Here is a 15,976-nt window from a genome sequence, read left to right as displayed (position 1 = left end):
CGATATCCCAATACCGTTGAATATGTGTTAAGAACAAATAGATATAAATAACACGAAACAGCAAATTGAAAATGAAACAACAAAATAATAAAGGCTATTTTAATAAGCATACCAACAATGCTTACGGCTATGGCAATCCGAATGAATATGACCACTACAAGGTGGAGAAGCCGGCGCAGTTGTTGGAATGGCTGATGGAGAACGTAAAGGGTCCCAGCAAGACCAAGGTGAAGCAGACGCTGCAGGGTAGAGGAATCAAGGTGGATGGCAAGACCATCACCCAGTTCGACTATGCTCTGAAACCTGGCATGAAGGTGAGCGTAAGCAAGACCAAGAAGAACCAGGAGGTTTTCAAGAGCAGATACATCAAGATTGTTTATGAAGACCGCTACGTCATCGTGGTTGAAAAGAACGTGGGCATCCTCAGTATGGCTGCCGGACATTCTACGCTCAACGTAAAGACCGTACTGGATGATTACTTCCACAAGACCCGCCAGAACTGTCAGGCTCACGTAGTTCACCGTCTTGACCGTGACACTTCGGGATTGATGATTTACGCCAAGGACAAGCAGACCGAGCTTGCGCTGGAGGATGACTGGCACCACAACGTATACGACCGCCGATACGTTGCCCTGGTTTCCGGAGAGATGGAGGAAGACGAGGGAACCGTTGCCAACTGGTTGAAGGACAACAAGGCATATATTACTTATGCCAGCGAAACAGACAATGGCGGCAAATATGCAGTAACCCACTTTCATACATTGCAGCGCACTACCGAGCATTCCCTGGTAGAATATAAGCTGGAGACGGGTAGAAAGAACCAGATTCGTGTACATACAGCAGATATGGGCCATCCTATCTGTGGCGACATCAAGTACGGAAACGGTGATGACCCATGCGGCCGTCTTTGCCTGCATGCTTATGTGCTCTGCTTCTATCATCCGGTGACTCATCAGCCAATGGAGTTTGAAACTCCAATTCCTAATGAGTTCATCAGAGCAATGAAGGAAGACAATAAGCCTTATGATGCTGGCAATAAGCCAAATCATGCAAACCACAAACCATTCAGAAAGGAGGGACGCAATGGATAATTTCCTTTATTATGCTTTTGCGCTAGTAGTCCTGGTGGTGGGCCTGTTTATTCTGAAAAAGGTAGCCACCTGCATGATTAAAATGGCAGTAGGCGTCATCATGATTGCCGTTCTCTTTGCTATTTACTGGCTGTATCTGTCGTAAATCAACGGGTCTTTCATGCCTTGTCCAACAGCATGGAGAGATAGACAAAAATACGTCCTGACGTGGTCTCAACTGCGTCCCGACGTAGCAACCTCTACGTCCCGATGTAGTTCCGGCTGCGTCGCCACGTATTTTCAGCTCCATCGGCAGCTGGCAGATGAGCAGTATCCTTCTTCCACAAAAAGTGATAAAGTCACTCGTCACTCGTCACTTTTTGTTTTTTCCTCTTTTTCCAAAAGTAGGTTGATAAGCCTTAAGAATAAAAGATTATAATAATTATATATATATTAATGTTCGCGCGTACATTATTATACAAGAAATATAATATATATATTAATATGATATCTTCTTTTTAACAATAAGACAATATCTCAAAAAATTAAAAGTGACGAGTGACGAGTGACTTTTTCACCTTCAACAAAATAAGTCCGGCAAGAATGAAGCATCACTTCATCTTACCGGACTCTATTACATATCTTTTTACCTTATATTAGTCAATTGAAGATTAGAGGATAGTCTTCACAGCCTCCAACATACCCTTCTCCTGAATGAGGTCGAGGTCCTTTTTAACCAACTCTGTCAAGCCTGGAACTGTCTCGTTCAGGTTCTCATGCCAGATGTAGTCGAAGCCGAGTACGCCTTCTGCTACCTTCTGGGTGTCGCCAGTAGCCCAAAGCTCTGTGAGCTTGTCCATGATCTTCTGGTCGTCGTTTGGCTGGATAGGAGCACCGTCCTCACGAACACCACCCTTATAGTAAGTGATGATGGCAGCAAGACCGAATACCAATCCCTGTGGCAACTCACCCTTACGCTCCAAGTAGATCTTTACGCCTGGGAGGTCGCGAGTCTCGAACTTAGGGAATGAGTTCAGCATGATGCTGGTTACCTGGTGGTCAACGAATGGGTTTTCGAAGCGCTCCAATACGTCAGAAGCGAACTTCTGAAGCTCGTCCATAGGGAGGTTCAATGTCTGCATCAATTCTTCGAACTGTACCTTGTGGATGTACTTGCCCAATACTGGGTGCTCGCAAGCATCGCGAACGATGTTCACACCGCTGAGGTATGTCACAGGGCTCAATACTGTGTGAGGGCCATTCAGGAGAGTAACCTTACGCTCGTGGTATGGCTTCTCGTTGTCTGTGATGAGAACGTGGAGACCAGCCTTGTGAGCAGGGAACTCTTCCTGCATCTGCTCTACAGTCATGTTCTCAGCCTTCTCGATTACCCAGAGGTGGAAGCTCTCAGCCTTTACTACGAGGTTATCCTTGTAGCAAACCTTCTGCTGGATTTCCTTGATGGTGTCGCGTGGGAAGCCAGGAACGATACGGTCTACGAGTGTAGCGCAAACATAGCAGTGGTTGGTGAACCACTCCTTGAAGCCCTCGTAGTCAGCACCCATGTCTTCCTTCCAAAGCTCGATATACTGATAGATGCACTCCTTCAAGTGGTGACCGTTCAAGAAGATCAGCTCGCAAGGCATCAAAATCATACCCTTGGTTGGGTCGCCCTCGAAGAACTTGTAGCGGTGGAACAGCAACTGAACCAACTTACCTGGGTAAGAAGCAGCTGGAGCATCTGTGAACTTGCAGGAATCATCGAATGCAATACCAGCCTCAGTTGTGTTAGAGATGATGAAACGCATCTCTGGCTGCTCAGCCAAAGCCATGAAAGCCTGGTTCTGAGAATATGGGTTCAATGCACGGCTGATAACGTCGATACGCTCCAATGTGTTGACAGCCTGACCGTTCTCTTTGCCCTGAAGGTTCACGTGATAGAGGCAATCCTGACCGTTCAACCAGTCTACCATACCGCCAGGCAATGGCTGAACGACAACAACAGAACCGTTGAAGTCAGTTTTCTTATTCATATTCCATACAATCCAATCAACGAATGCACGGAGGAAGTTACCTTCACCAAACTGAATAATTGTCTCTGGAGCGACGCTCTTAGGAGCAGTGCGCTTGTTTAATGCTTTAAGCTCTTTCATGATTTGTTATTATGTTTGTTATTCGTTTTACTATTAGTTCCATCCCAGATGTCATATCTATTTCTTTAATCAATATTGTTATCTTTCTGAAATCTGATGCAAAGGTATAAAAAAAATCGGTACATTATATCGGAAATGTTGAAAAAACGTGCGTAAAGGTTTACGAAACTTTACAAAAAAATCTTTCCATAACTTCTGGAAAGATGAACGAGCGAGATACGGGAGTCGAACCCGCCTCACAGGCTTGGGAAGCCCGTGCACTACCGATGTGCTAATCTCGCTTGAATTAGCTTATCGTACATAATGACAAGAGAGCCACGAGCGGGACTCGAACCCGCGACCCACGCATTACGAATGCGTTGCTCTACCAACTGAGCCATCATGGCATAACTCTTTTCTTAATTATCTGCAAAGGTAATGAATATTTTCCGAACATAGAAAAATATTACCGAATACTTTGTTAAAGTTAACTTTCATTAACGGAAAGAAACTCGTTTATTAATATAATAAGGTGTAATGCCAAGTCCTCATTATATGCCTTCTGCGCTCTTACCCGTATAGGCAAGAGCACAGAAGTGGATATTCATCATGCATGACGAATGAGGAAAATGCTATGGTCGATGCATGCAGGAAGTTCTTCCTTGTAATGCGTAACCATGATCATGGTCTTATTGTTTCGCTTGCAAAAAGCTTCGATGACGTCCTTAATCAGACGGCGATTGTAATTATCAAGACCGTGCAAAGGTTCGTCGAGGATAAGAAGTTCCGGATCTTTCACGAAGGCACGAGCCAGAAGAACCAGACGCTGCTCACCGCTTGAGAGTTTAAGGAAGCCACGCTCCTCCAATCCTTCCAGTCCAAACACCTTCATCCAGAAGCGGCACTTATCCATATCTTCATCCTTCGGCTTTACGTAAAGTCCTACGGAATCCATCAAGCCACTTGCCACGATTCTGATGGCAGGGAGGTCGCGCTGGTATGAGCGGTGGAGCTCAGGAGAAACATAACCGATATGCTTCTTGATGTCCCAGATACTCTCGCCGCTGCCACGAGGATTACCGAAGAGGGCGATGTTGCAGGCATAACTCTGAGGGTTGTCTGCACATACCAGACTCAGCAAGGTACTCTTTCCGGCTCCGTTTTGTCCGCTCAGCGCCCAACGCTCACCATTGTTCACGGTCCAGTCCAGATCCTTCAAGATGATGCGCTCGCCATATTGAATGCGAACCTTGTTCATCTTGACCACTTCCTGGCTCTTATACTCACGGTCACTATACGGCAGATTGATGATTTCCTGTTCTAGCTCATCACTCAACATCCGGCTTGGGACTGGAGTGCGCTGAGCCAGATACTCTTCCTTGCCCAACTTCGGCATAACCTTCAAGTCCTTTACTTCCACTACGTGGGTGATAAAGTCAGGAATGTCATCGCTCTTGCTCAATACGAGGATAATCTGCAGGGCATGCTCCTGTGCCAAAGTCTTGAGGAGTTCCTTCAGCTGGTCGCGGGTATCGGCATCGAGTCCGATGAACGGATTGTCCATGATGAGGACGCGTGGTTCTGAGAAGAGGGTAGAAGCCAGCTTGAACTTGCGCAGCTCGCCGCTGCTCAGGAGGATAGTGTATTTGTCGAGCAGATGCTCCATGTGGAAGAGTTCATAGATATGCTTCTGCAAATTGCGTCGCTCCGGAGTATCTTCGCCCGCCATGTTGTAGGCCTCTTCCAGCTTATCCTTCACAATCGGAGTGTTCTCATCTATTTCCAGCTGGTTCCATCTCTGCTGGAGGAAATATGTGCGGTCGTTGTCGCCACCATAGGTATCACGGAAGGTGATATACTTGATGTTGTCGCTCACCATCTTTTTGGTGCTAGGTGAGAAATCATAATCAGGGTCGTGCATTAACAGAGGGTGTCTGCCGACAATGATGTCAACAAACATCGACTTTCCACCACCATTTGGTCCAACGATGGCGATATGTTCACCTTCGCAGGACTCAAAGTTTACAGGCTCGGCCATACGCCATTCCGGCATACGAGTCACGCCATCCTTAATGCTAATAATCTTTTGCATCTCTCTTATATTTTTATTTATGTGTTGTGCGATTGATGGCAGCCAGAAGTTTGGCTTGTGGCCCAGTCATGCCGTTGGTGCCGCCAATGTGCGACTGGTTTTTCTGTGCAAAGTCCTTCCAGCTGCTATAATGCTTGTCGCTGATCTCCGGTCTGCCCATTTGCAGGAAATGGCAGTAGGCAGCGCCCAGTGCATCGGTAGCATCCATGAACTTCGGCATTTCATCCTCCTTGATGTTGAGCATGCGTTGCAGCATCGCAGCCACCTGTTCCTTGGATGCCTGTCCCTGTCCGGTAATTGCCATCTTGATTTTCAGAGGAGCATATTCATGGATGGGCACATCGTGATGGATGGCAGCAGCGATGGCAACTCCCTGAGCTCTACCAAGTTTGAGCATCGACTGCACGTTCTTTCCAAAGAAGGGAGCCTCAATCGCCATCTCGTCAGGGAGATAAGAATCGATGATGCCTGTAACCCGCTCGAATATCTTGCCGAGTCGCAGATAGGGATCTTTCTCCTTGCGCATGTCGATGACACCCATCACCACCAACTCAGCCTTATTGCCCATGATGCGTATCACACCATAGCCCATCACGTTGGTTCCCGGGTCAATTCCAAGAATGATCTTCTCTGTATTATTCTTTTTCAATTTCTGATTCTCTGGTTAAAATTATCGGTCCATGTAAGGATTGTGCGCCAGTTCCTCTCCAATGCTGGTAGCATCGCCATGACCAGGAAGCACCTTGGTTTCATCAGGGAGCATACCCAGATGGCGCAGGCTGTTGATGATTCGGAACATACTGCCACCAGGGAAATCGGTACGGCCGATAGAACTCTTGAAGAGGGTATCGCCGGTAAACGCAACATGCTCAGCCTCGCAATAGAAAGTGACGGAACCGTTGCTATGACCAGGAGTCTCAATAACCTTGAACTCATGGCTGCCGAACTTGATGATTTCATCTTCCTCGAAGAAATGACCGATAGGAGGGAACTTCGTATCCAGCTGCATCTGATAGAAGGTCTCTGCCTGATGGGCCAGCCCCTTCATCAGCTTCTCATCGCCCTGAGCCACTTCCGGCTTCAAGCCAAACTCCTTATAGATGGTGTCGTTGCCGAAGTTGTGGTCAAGATGGCCATGGGTAACGAGCAGATGAACCGGCTTCAGTTCGTTCTTACGGATATATTGGGTGATGGCATTGCGCTCTTCAGGATAGAACGCTCCACAGTCGATGATGACGCATTCCTTGGTCTCATCACTTACAACATAGCAGTTCTCCTGCAACATGTTGACTTGAAATCTTTCTATATGTAACATTTTACTTTATTTACTTTGAACATTGAATTCCTTTATTTTGAACTTTGAGCTCCTTTACTTTGAACTTTGCGCTTTGAACATTGAACTTTATGATTAGTAAAGGCTATTGAATCCTTCACTCTTCACAACTCTTCGTTCTTCACTCTTCACTTCTACGCCGGAACATAGATAAGCTGCTTGTCTTGCTTGAACCATTCTTCCTCGAAGAAGGTGCTGAGCGGAGTGATTTCTGCCACATTGCGGTAATCCTTGAGCTCTTCCTGCAGATTGCCGCCCTTCAGGCAAATCAAGCCATTAGGCAGAGCGTTCTGCCCCTTCTTCTTGAAATTCTTCTTGATGATTTTCATCAGGTCAGGCAACTGCATCACAGCACGGCTTACCACGAAATCATACTTTCCTTTCTCATCCTCACCACGCAAGTGCTCAGCCACAAGATTTTTCAAGCCGATGGCAGAAGCCACCTCATTGCACACGCGAATCTTCTTGCCGGTTCCATCGATGAGCTTGAATTGGCATTCTGGGAAGAGAATGGCAAGCGGAATACCCGGGAAACCGCCACCACATCCGAAGTCAAGAATCTCTGTACCAGGACGGAAATTGATGGCCTTGGCTATTGCCATGGAATGAAGCACATGGTGCTCATAAAGGTTGTCAATATCCTTACGGCTGATGACATTGATCTTGTTGTTCCAGTCGCGATACAGCTCATCGAGCGCTGCTATCTGCTTTTTCTGCTCATCAGTAAGATGGGTGAAATATTTCTCTATGATGTTCATCCTTCTATTATCTTTCGTTTATATTACTTATTTAAGTGAATCTTTTAATATATTAAGGTGCAAAGTTAACGCAATTAGTGGACAAAACAAAATTATATAGCTTTTTTTATATATTTATTTAGATTTTGGTCCCAACTTATTAAAAAAATGTGTACCTTTGCACCCGAAAAAAAGATGTTGTAGAGCAGAAAAATGCATAAAACTGCTTGTTCGACTCAATTAGATAGTAAAACATAACAGATATTATAGAATAGTTAATATGATAAAGGCTGCATTATTTGACCTGGATGGCGTAGTGTTCGAAACCGAATCACAGTATTCCATCTTCTGGGGTATGATTGGACGTGAATATCATCCGGAAATCCCAGATTTCGAGTACCGCATCAAAGGACAGACATTAGTACAGATTTATGATAAGTACTTCTCTGAAGATTCTGTTTTTGCTCATATCAAAGGTTATACCGATGCAAAGTCAGAACAGGATAAGATTACTACTCGTCTCAATGAATTTGAGAAGAATATGTCGTACCCTTACATCACTGGCTTCGAAGACTTCATCAAAGACTTGAAGCAGAATGGTGTAAAGTGCGCTGTAGTAACGAGTAGCAACGTTCAGAAGATGCAGAATGTCTACAGACAGCACCCGGAATTCAAAGGCTACTTTGACCGTGTATTGACCAGCGAAGACTTCGCCAAGAGCAAACCGGATCCGGACTGCTACCTGAAGGGCGCAGCATGCTTTGATGCCAAGCCGGAAGAGTGCGTAGGACTGGAAGACAGCTTCAACGGCTTGAAGGCTGTACGTGCTGCAGGTGCATTCACCCTCGGACTTTCCACTACCAATTCCAAGGAGTCGATTGAGCCATATAGCGACTATGTAATTGCCGATTACTCTGGCTTTACATTTGCCGACTTAGTGAAAGTTGTAGAAGAAAACAAGAAGTAATCAAGAAGTAATAAATACAGAAAAAGATAATATAATAATCATGGGATATTTATCTACTGACAAAAAGAAAATTACAACCAAGACGTTTGCTGAAATGAAAGCAGCAGGCGAGAAGGTTACAATGCTTACAGCTTACGACTTTACGACTGCAGGCATTCTGGATGCCGCTGGCATCGACAGCATCCTGATTGGCGATTCTGCCAGCAATGTAATGGCTGGAAATGCAGATACTTTGCCAATTACTGTTGACCAGATGATTTACCATGCCCGCAGCGTGGCTCGTGCCTGCAAGCATGCCTTCGTGGTATGCGATATGCCTTTCGGCAGCTATCAGATCAGCAAGGAAGAGGCTCTTCGCAATGCTTGCCGCATGATGAAGGAGACAGGAGTAGACGCACTCAAGCTGGAGGGCGGCATCGAAATTGCTGATATTGTCAAGGCTCTGGTAGACGCCGGTATTCCTGTGCATGGTCATCTTGGACTCACTCCACAGAGCGTCAACAAGTTTGGTGGTTATGGTATCCGTGCCAAGGATGAGGCTGAGGCTCAGAAGCTCATCAGCGATGCTATCGCTCTTGATAAGGCTGGCGTATTCGCCATTGTCCTGGAAAAGGTTCCAGCTAAATTGGCGGCTGAAGTAACACGACAGGTGAAAGCCGTAACTATCGGTATCGGAGCCGGCAACGGTTGCAACGGACAGGTTCTGGTCTATGCTGATGCTCTTGGTATGACCCAAGGCTTCAAGCCAAAGTTCCTGCGCCACTTTGCCCAGGTAGGCGAGGAGATGCAGAAGGGTGTGAAGGCATACATCGACGCCGTTAAGAGTACAGAATATCCAAGCATAGAGGAGAGCTATTAAGCCTCCTCTCTACATTTTAGCGTCATATAGTTCATAAAGTTTTTGGTTATGGATACACAAAACACGCCCATACATATTAAATTATGGCATCGGGACTTCTGGAGACTCTGTTTTGCCAACCTGCTTCTGATGACGAGTGTCTGCATGCTCATCATCGGCATACCTTATTTTATGACCATTGAAGGTTATCGTCACTGGCAGATAGGAGTTGTAGTAGGTGCTTACGGATTTGGTTTATTCCTTCTGGGTGGCTTCTGTTCCTATCTCCTGCAACGCTATCGCCGTAACAGAGTATGTCTGGTTTCTATCTGTTGCGTGGCAATCAGTCTCGTTGCACTCTATTATCTGGAGACCTTCTGGAACATCAAGTTCGGCTTTGGAGTTCTTGTAGCAGCACGAGTAGTACAGGGCGCATTCTTAGGACTGGCACAAATGGCCCTGACCAGCACGTTGGTAATTGACACTTGCGAGTCTTTCCAGCGCACCGAGGCGAATTATATCACCTCCTGGTTCGCCCGACTATCTATTGCCACGGGACCAATTATCGCTTGGCTTGTTGATGATTTTTCAGACATGCACCTTATCTTTCCGGTAGCTTCCCTGTTGGCTCTTGGAGCTTTCGTACTTGTATCGCTGGTAAAGTTCCCCTTCAAGGCTCCCTCTGAGCACTTGCCGCTTTTCAGTTACGATCGTTTCTTCCTGCCACAAGGCATCCCGCTGTTCATCAATATTGTACTCATATTGATAGGCGCAGGAATGTATTTTGCCATTCCTCATAACCAGACGGTTTACCTGATGTTTCTGTTAGGACTGCTGATGGCTATTGTTGCAGAGAAATATGTCTTTGCCGATGCCGACTTGAAGAGTCAGGCTCTCGTGGGCTTGGTATTAATGGGAGCAGCCGAGTTCGTTTCATTAAACGACCAGGACTTTGCCGTAGAGGTGCTTGTGCCTTTGCTGCTAGGTATGGGAATAGGTGTGATCGGTAGCAGATTTCTGCTTTTCTACATCAAGCTGGCCAAGCATTGTCAGCGCGGCACCAGTACCAGTTCCTTCTTTCTGGCATGGGAATTTGGGCTATCATTAGGTATTGCGATAGGTTTTATGTTTTTGGAAAATGCTTACAAGCAAGTTCCGGGCGTCAATAACGTCATCTTCAACCCAACCGTTCACGAAGTGCTTATTCCAGGCATGATATTTACAGGTCTGTCACTTGTCCTGTATAATTTCGTCGTACATCCCTGGTATATGAAACATCGTAATCGCTAAGGTTTCTTATATCATCCAGCCCTTCCTAAATATGACATTTTATTGAAAGAAAGATTCCATATATAGGAAGGGTTTCATTAAAAGTTTCTAAAAATAGCTTTTGTGAAACATTTTTAATATTATTTAGTTAGCATTATTCGCTTTTGTCCCCATAATTCAGTACTTTTGCGTTTGATTTAAGAGGGAGGGTGTAGATATGCACCCTAATTCATCGTAAAAAGTAGAATAAAACGTAAAATAATATTATAAGAATTATGGCAGAAGCTATTGATATCCGTGAGTTGAACATCCGGATTGAACAACAGAGTCAGTTTGTTACCAATTTGGTAATGGGCATGAACAAGGTCATCGTAGGTCAGAAGCACCTTGTTGACTGTCTTCTCATCGGTCTTCTCTCTGACGGCCACATCTTGCTTGAAGGTGTGCCTGGTTTGGCGAAGACTCTCGCAATCAAAACATTGTCACAGTTAGTAAGTGCAGACTATAGCCGCATACAGTTTACACCAGATTTGTTGCCTGCCGACGTGGTGGGAACACAGATTTATTCTCAGAAAGACGAAGCCTTCCATGTAAAGCGTGGTCCGGTGTTCGCCAACTTTGTTCTGGCTGATGAAATCAACCGTGCTCCAGCCAAAGTACAGAGTGCTTTGCTCGAGGCAATGCAGGAACATCAGGTTACTATCGGCGAACAGACATTTAAATTGCCAAATCCGTTCCTGGTAATGGCAACACAGAACCCGGTAGAACAGGAGGGAACCTATCAGCTTCCTGAAGCTCAGGTGGACCGTTTCCTTCTCAAGGTCATCATTGACTATCCAACTATCGAGGAAGAAAAGCTCATCATCCGTGAAAATATTCAGGGCGGTCTGCCAACGGTTACTCCTGTAACTACAGCAGAAGAAATCCTGAAGGCCCGCAGCATCGTGAACGAGGTGTATATCGATGAGAAGATTGAGCAGTATATAGCCGACATCGTCTTCGCTACCCGTTATCCTGACCGTTATGGTTTGGGCGACCTGAAGGACATGATTACCTTCGGCGGTAGTCCTCGTGCCAGCATTTCCCTTGCCAAGGCTGCTCGCGCCTATGCTTTCATCAAGCACCGTGGTTACGTGATTCCTGAAGATGTTCGTGCTGTGGCTCACGATGTGCTCCGCCATCGTATCGGTCTTTCTTACGAGGCTGAGGCTAGCGAAGTGACCAGCGAGGAAATCGTAAGCCGTATCATCAACAAGGTGGAAGTGCCTTGATGAAGTAAGTGAAGAGTGAAGAACGAAGAGTGAAGAATTCATTTGCTTAGCTAATCATAAAGTTCAAAGTTCAAAGTTCAAAGCTCAATGTAAAGGAGTTCAAAGTTCAAAGTAAATAAGTTCAAAGTAATAAGTTGGATACACAAGATATCTTAAAGAAAGTTCGGAAGATTGAGATCAAGACTCGCGGATTGAGCCAGAACATCTTTGCCGGTCAGTACCATTCTGCCTTCAAGGGCAGGGGTATGGCCTTTGCCGAGGTGCGCGAATACCAGTATGGTGACGACGTGAGAGATATCGACTGGAATGTCACGGCACGTTTTCATCGTCCTTTCGTCAAGGTGTTCGAAGAGGAACGAGAGCTTACCGTGATGTTGATGGTGGATGTGAGTGGCTCGCTCGACTTTGGTACGATGCGCCAGATGAAGCGCGACCTTGCAACCGAGATAGCTGCCACCTTGGCTTTCAGTGCCATCCAGAACAACGACAAGATAGGTGTCATCTTCTTTTCCGACAGAATAGAGAAATATATTCCACCTAAGAAGGGTAGAAAGCATATTCTTTATATCATCAGAGAAATGCTCGACTTCCACCCTCAGAGCCAGCGTACCAACATCGGCTGTGCCTTGGAATACTTCACACGCGTGATGAAACGCCACTGTACGGCTTTCCTAATCAGTGACTTTTACGACCAGAAGGATTATCAGCATGCCTTGCAGATTGCCAACCAGAAACATGATGTGGTGGGCATTCAGGTATATGACCCGAGAGCCAAACAGTTGCCTGACGTAGGATTGCTGAAAGTAATGGATGCAGAGACAGGGCATGAGATGTATATCGACACCAGTTCCAAAAAGTTGAGAGTGGCTCATGCACAGAACTGGTTCCGACGCCAGGACAACCTGCGCCAGCTCTTTGCCAAAAGCAAGGTGGATTGGACATCAGTCGCAACCAATGAGGACTTTTCGAAGTCGCTCCTGGCACTGTTCAAACAAAGAGGTTAAATTGAGTGAAGAGTGAAGAATTCTACGGCTTTACTAATCATAAAGTTTAAAGTTCAAAGCTCAAAGTTCAAAGTAAAGCAACAATGTTGAAAATTAAGAATATCATATTGACAATGGCTCTTATGGGCTGTTCTGGTTTGGCTTTCAGCCAGACAGTGGAACAGCGCATCGATTCTTTGCAGATGCTTATCGGACAGCAGACCATCCTGCACCTTAAGGCTACAGCCCGAAAGGGTGCCAAGGTGGTGATGCCATCCTTCAAGCCTCAGGTCCAGATAGTTCCAGGTGTTGAGGTGGTGGAGCAGAGCAAGGGTGACACCATGCATCTAGGTGACAACCAGATGGTGGTAAGCCGCGACTATACCATCACATCTTTTGATGAGAAGGTGTATGCCATCCCGGCACTCAATGTGAAGATAGACGGTAAGAACTGCCACGGCAACCCATTGGCGCTGAAGGTGCTCACAGTACCCGTGGATACGGTTCATCCCAATCAGTTCTATCCTCCCAAGACGGTGCAGGAGAATCCCTTCCTCTGGAGTGAGTGGAGCTTCGCCTTTTGGTTGAGCTTTCTGCTGTTAATCGTCTGTGGAGCAATGCTCTATCTGCGCAACCGATTGAAGAAGAATAAGCCTATCATTGCCCGCATCCGTATCATCAAACGTGTGCCTGCCCATGAGAAGGCATTGAAAGAGATTAACTACATCAAACAGCATCACAGTACATCGAACCAGGAAACACAGAAGGAGTACTATACTCACCTTACCAATGCGCTGCGTGAATATATAGTAAATCGGTTTGGTTTCAATGCCATGGAGATGACCAGTACTGAAATCATTGAGAACCTGCGTGCTTCTGGCGATCAGAAGATGATTGACGAATTGAGAATGCTCTTCTCAACAGCCGACCTCGTCAAGTTCGCCAAATACGAGATTCCGATGAATGAAAATGATGCTAACCTGGTAAATGCAATTAACTTCATCGACCAGACAAAGACCAATGAGCTGCCTAAGGAAGAGAAAATTGTGCCTACGCTCAGCAGCGAGGACCAGAAGTCTCAGCAGCAACGCCGCCTCATCAAAACGCTGCTTTGGATAGGAGGCTTCAGCGCTGTTGCTATCTTAGGCTATATCATCTATCAAGTTGTCATGCTGTTGATGTAAAACCATCACTGATAGACAAAATCATCAGAGTGATGCAAACTATAAATGTTATAAGAAATGGAATTTGCAAGTAAAGCATATTTTCTGCTACTCCTGTTGCTGATACCTTATATCTTATGGTATTTTCTTGGGAGAAAGAAAAGTGAGCCAACTATGCGCATGAGCGATACCCGAATGTATCAGTATGCGCCAAAGAGTCTTCGAGTGCGACTCATCCATCTGCCTATGGTACTGAGATGCATCGCCTTTGTGCTCATTGTGTGTGCCATGGCTCGCCCACAGACTCATCATTCTTGGGACAACAAGACTGTGGAGGGAATTGACATCATGCTTGCTATGGACGTATCAACCTCCATGCTTGCTGAAGACCTGAAGCCAAACCGAATGGAAGCGGCTAAGGATGTGGCAAATGAGTTTATCTCAGGTCGTCCTACCGACAATATCGGCTTGACCATCTTTGCAGGTGAAGCATTCACCCAATGTCCAATGACTACCGATCATGCCAGTCTGCTGCGCCTGTTGCAAGATACAAGAACTGACATTGCCGCACGCGGACTCATCGATGATGGTACTGCTGTAGGTATGGGTTTGGCAAATGCAGTAAGCCGATTGAAGGATTCCAAGTCTAAGAGCAAGGTGGTGATTCTCTTGACGGATGGCAGTAACAACATGGGCGACATATCGCCTATGACAGCTGCAGAAATTGCCAAGAGCTATGGCATCCGTGTTTATACCATCGGCGTGGGAACCAACAAGGTGGCTCCATACCCAATGCCAGTAGCCGGTGGTGTGCAATATGTCAATATTCCAGTAGAAATTGACACGCAGACCCTGCGCGACATTGCGCAAACCACAGACGGTAACTTCTATCGTGCTACCAACAATGCGGAGTTGAAGAAGATTTATCAAGATATCGACAAACTGGAGAAGTCAAAATTCAATGTGAAGCATTATGCCAAACGCTATGAGGCTTATCAGCCTTTTGCCTTGGCAGCACTCCTGGTATTGCTCCTGGAGATTTTGCTGCGCATTACTTGGCTCAGAAGAATACCATAAATATATAGAACAATGTTAAGATTTGAAGATCCTATATTTCTCTGGCTTCTATGGATAATCCCGGTACTCATACTGGTACGCTTTATCGGTTGGAGAAAAAGAAGGGCAAAACTGAGAAGACTGGGAGACCCTGAGTTGCTCAAACAGCTGATGCCCGACATATCCAAATACCGCCCAACGGTGAAATTCGTGCTGATGCTTGCAGCCCTGGCATTACTTATCGTGATGGTGGCGCGACCGCAGATGGGTAGCAAGGTTTCTCACGACAAGCGCAACGGAATCGAGACTATGATCTGTCTGGACATTTCCAATTCCATGCTGGCAGAAGATGTGGCTCCATCCCGTCTCGACAAGAGCAAGATGCTGATAGAGAATCTGGTAGATAACTTCAGCAACGACAAGATTGGTCTTATCGTCTTTGCTGGCGATGCCTTCGTGCAGTTGCCTATCACCAGCGACTATGTTTCTGCCAAGATGTTCCTGCAGAACATTTCGCCAAGCTTGATACAAACTCAAGGCACCAACATAGCCCAGGCTATCAGTCTTGCCTCAAAGAGTTTCACCCAGCAGGAAAACATCGGTAGGGCTATCATCGTGATAACTGATGGTGAGAACCATGAGGTGGGTGCTCAGGATGCAGCCCAGATGGCCAACAAGAAAGGCATCAACGTGTTTATCCTGGGTATCGGTAACGCCAAGGGTGCTCCAATCCCTATGGGAGACGGCTCTTATCTGACAGATAATGCCGGCAATACGGTAATGACCGCCTTGAATGAGCAGATGTGCCGCGAATTGGCACAGGCTGGCAAAGGACAGTATATCCATGTAGATAATACTAGCGATGTAGAAAAAGCGCTCAACGATGACTTGGCAAAATTGCAGAAAGGGGATATGACCAGTGTCATCTACAGTGCTTATGACGAACAGTTCCAGGCTGTAGGAATCTTGATTATACTCTTGCTCCTCGTTGAGGTCTGCATGATGGAAGTGAAGAATCCGATGCTTAGGAACATCAAGTTCTTTAAGAAAGATTTGAAGAAATGA

At 46.0% G+C, this 15,976-nt stretch carries 14 protein-coding genes, 2 tRNA genes and 1 pseudogene; 10 read left to right on the top strand and 7 right to left on the bottom strand.

What is annotated here, in order from left to right; translation table 11 throughout:
* Positions 1-71 precede the first annotated feature (71 nt).
* Positions 72-1,007: pseudogene (locus ACQRBJ_RS11625) on the top strand (RluA family pseudouridine synthase); the annotation flags it as partial.
* A 76-nt stretch (positions 1,008-1,083) separates the two neighbouring features.
* Positions 1,084-1,236: a sulfate transporter gene (locus ACQRBJ_RS11620; RefSeq protein ID WP_153121800.1), complete on the top strand. Its 153-nt coding sequence runs from the start codon at positions 1,084-1,086 to the stop codon at positions 1,234-1,236.
* Between the two features lie 505 nt (positions 1,237-1,741).
* Here the strand turns inward: ACQRBJ_RS11620 and ACQRBJ_RS11615 are convergent.
* From ACQRBJ_RS11615 to rsmG, 7 genes are all read right to left on the bottom strand, one after another.
* Positions 1,742-3,223 (bottom strand): tagaturonate reductase, encoded by a 1,482-nt coding sequence (locus ACQRBJ_RS11615; protein WP_445303695.1) that lies wholly within the window; start codon positions 3,221-3,223, stop codon positions 1,742-1,744.
* Between the two features lie 210 nt (positions 3,224-3,433).
* Positions 3,434-3,504 (bottom strand) — tRNA-Gly (locus ACQRBJ_RS11610).
* Between the two features lie 32 nt (positions 3,505-3,536).
* Positions 3,537-3,609 (bottom strand) — tRNA-Thr (locus tag ACQRBJ_RS11605).
* A 200-nt stretch (positions 3,610-3,809) separates the two neighbouring features.
* Positions 3,810-5,294, bottom strand: a complete 1,485-nt coding sequence (locus ACQRBJ_RS11600; protein WP_445303694.1) for an ATP-binding cassette domain-containing protein — start codon at positions 5,292-5,294, stop codon at positions 3,810-3,812.
* Positions 5,295-5,307: 13 nt separating this feature from the next.
* Positions 5,308-5,943: a crossover junction endodeoxyribonuclease RuvC gene (gene ruvC / locus ACQRBJ_RS11595; RefSeq protein ID WP_445303693.1), complete on the bottom strand. Its 636-nt coding sequence runs from the start codon at positions 5,941-5,943 to the stop codon at positions 5,308-5,310.
* A gap of 21 nt (positions 5,944-5,964) precedes the next feature.
* The gene (locus ACQRBJ_RS11590; protein ID WP_153121804.1) at positions 5,965-6,609 is read right to left on the bottom strand and encodes an MBL fold metallo-hydrolase; all 645 of its coding nucleotides are present in this window, start codon (positions 6,607-6,609) and stop codon (positions 5,965-5,967) included.
* 152 nt (positions 6,610-6,761) lie between these two features.
* Complete coding sequence (gene rsmG, locus ACQRBJ_RS11585) at positions 6,762-7,385, bottom strand: 16S rRNA (guanine(527)-N(7))-methyltransferase RsmG (protein ID WP_153121805.1); 624 nt, start codon at positions 7,383-7,385, stop codon at positions 6,762-6,764.
* A 259-nt stretch (positions 7,386-7,644) separates the two neighbouring features.
* Between rsmG and ACQRBJ_RS11580 the strand changes: the two genes are divergently transcribed.
* The 8 genes from ACQRBJ_RS11580 to ACQRBJ_RS11545 all read left to right on the top strand — a co-directional run bounded on the left by ACQRBJ_RS11580 (position 7,645) and on the right by ACQRBJ_RS11545 (position 15,976).
* Positions 7,645-8,331 (top strand): HAD family hydrolase, encoded by a 687-nt coding sequence (locus ACQRBJ_RS11580; RefSeq protein ID WP_217759788.1) that lies wholly within the window; start codon positions 7,645-7,647, stop codon positions 8,329-8,331.
* A 40-nt stretch (positions 8,332-8,371) separates the two neighbouring features.
* Positions 8,372-9,190 (top strand): 3-methyl-2-oxobutanoate hydroxymethyltransferase, encoded by an 819-nt coding sequence (panB, locus tag ACQRBJ_RS11575; RefSeq protein ID WP_445303692.1) that lies wholly within the window; start codon positions 8,372-8,374, stop codon positions 9,188-9,190.
* A 48-nt stretch (positions 9,191-9,238) separates the two neighbouring features.
* Positions 9,239-10,459 (top strand): MFS transporter, encoded by a 1,221-nt coding sequence (locus ACQRBJ_RS11570; RefSeq protein ID WP_445303691.1) that lies wholly within the window; start codon positions 9,239-9,241, stop codon positions 10,457-10,459.
* A 254-nt stretch (positions 10,460-10,713) separates the two neighbouring features.
* Positions 10,714-11,709 carry an AAA family ATPase gene (locus tag ACQRBJ_RS11565; RefSeq protein WP_153121809.1) on the top strand — a complete coding sequence of 332 codons (996 nt, stop codon included), beginning with the start codon at positions 10,714-10,716 and terminating at the stop codon, positions 11,707-11,709.
* 134 nt (positions 11,710-11,843) lie between these two features.
* Positions 11,844-12,713 (top strand): DUF58 domain-containing protein, encoded by an 870-nt coding sequence (locus tag ACQRBJ_RS11560; protein ID WP_218416869.1) that lies wholly within the window; start codon positions 11,844-11,846, stop codon positions 12,711-12,713.
* A gap of 83 nt (positions 12,714-12,796) precedes the next feature.
* Entirely contained in the window at positions 12,797-13,876 is a 1,080-nt protein-coding gene (locus ACQRBJ_RS11555) for a hypothetical protein (protein WP_441936645.1), read from the top strand.
* Between the two features lie 57 nt (positions 13,877-13,933).
* On the top strand, positions 13,934-14,932 hold the full coding sequence (locus ACQRBJ_RS11550) for a vWA domain-containing protein (protein WP_153121812.1): 999 nt from the start codon (positions 13,934-13,936) through the stop codon (positions 14,930-14,932).
* A 12-nt stretch (positions 14,933-14,944) separates the two neighbouring features.
* Positions 14,945-15,976, top strand: coding sequence for a VWA domain-containing protein (locus tag ACQRBJ_RS11545; protein WP_294967608.1), 1,032 nt, complete (start codon positions 14,945-14,947; stop codon positions 15,974-15,976).

The sequence above is a fragment of the Prevotella sp. SGI.167 genome (assembly GCF_050313615.1).
Lineage (GTDB): Bacteria > Bacteroidota > Bacteroidia > Bacteroidales > Bacteroidaceae > Prevotella.
The sequence above is the reverse complement of the archived record's forward strand: the minus strand, read 5'-3'. Positions and strand labels throughout refer to the sequence as shown.

Coding starts and splice junctions, on each gene's coding strand:
- ACQRBJ_RS11570 (WP_445303691.1), top strand. CDS start 9,239: ATGGATACACAAAACACGCCCATACATATTAAATTATGGCATCGGGAC.
- ACQRBJ_RS11600 (WP_445303694.1), bottom strand. CDS start 5,294: ATGCAAAAGATTATTAGCATTAAGGATGGCGTGACTCGTATGCCGGAA.
- ACQRBJ_RS11615 (WP_445303695.1), bottom strand. CDS start 3,223: ATGAAAGAGCTTAAAGCATTAAACAAGCGCACTGCTCCTAAGAGCGTC.
- ACQRBJ_RS11620 (WP_153121800.1), top strand. CDS start 1,084: ATGGATAATTTCCTTTATTATGCTTTTGCGCTAGTAGTCCTGGTGGTG.
- ACQRBJ_RS11565 (WP_153121809.1), top strand. CDS start 10,714: ATGGCAGAAGCTATTGATATCCGTGAGTTGAACATCCGGATTGAACAA.
- panB (WP_445303692.1), top strand. CDS start 8,372: ATGGGATATTTATCTACTGACAAAAAGAAAATTACAACCAAGACGTTT.
- ACQRBJ_RS11580 (WP_217759788.1), top strand. CDS start 7,645: ATGATAAAGGCTGCATTATTTGACCTGGATGGCGTAGTGTTCGAAACC.
- rsmG (WP_153121805.1), bottom strand. CDS start 7,385: ATGAACATCATAGAGAAATATTTCACCCATCTTACTGATGAGCAGAAA.
- ACQRBJ_RS11555 (WP_441936645.1), top strand. CDS start 12,797: ATGTTGAAAATTAAGAATATCATATTGACAATGGCTCTTATGGGCTGT.
- ACQRBJ_RS11545 (WP_294967608.1), top strand. CDS start 14,945: ATGTTAAGATTTGAAGATCCTATATTTCTCTGGCTTCTATGGATAATC.
- ACQRBJ_RS11550 (WP_153121812.1), top strand. CDS start 13,934: ATGGAATTTGCAAGTAAAGCATATTTTCTGCTACTCCTGTTGCTGATA.
- ACQRBJ_RS11590 (WP_153121804.1), bottom strand. CDS start 6,609: ATGTTACATATAGAAAGATTTCAAGTCAACATGTTGCAGGAGAACTGC.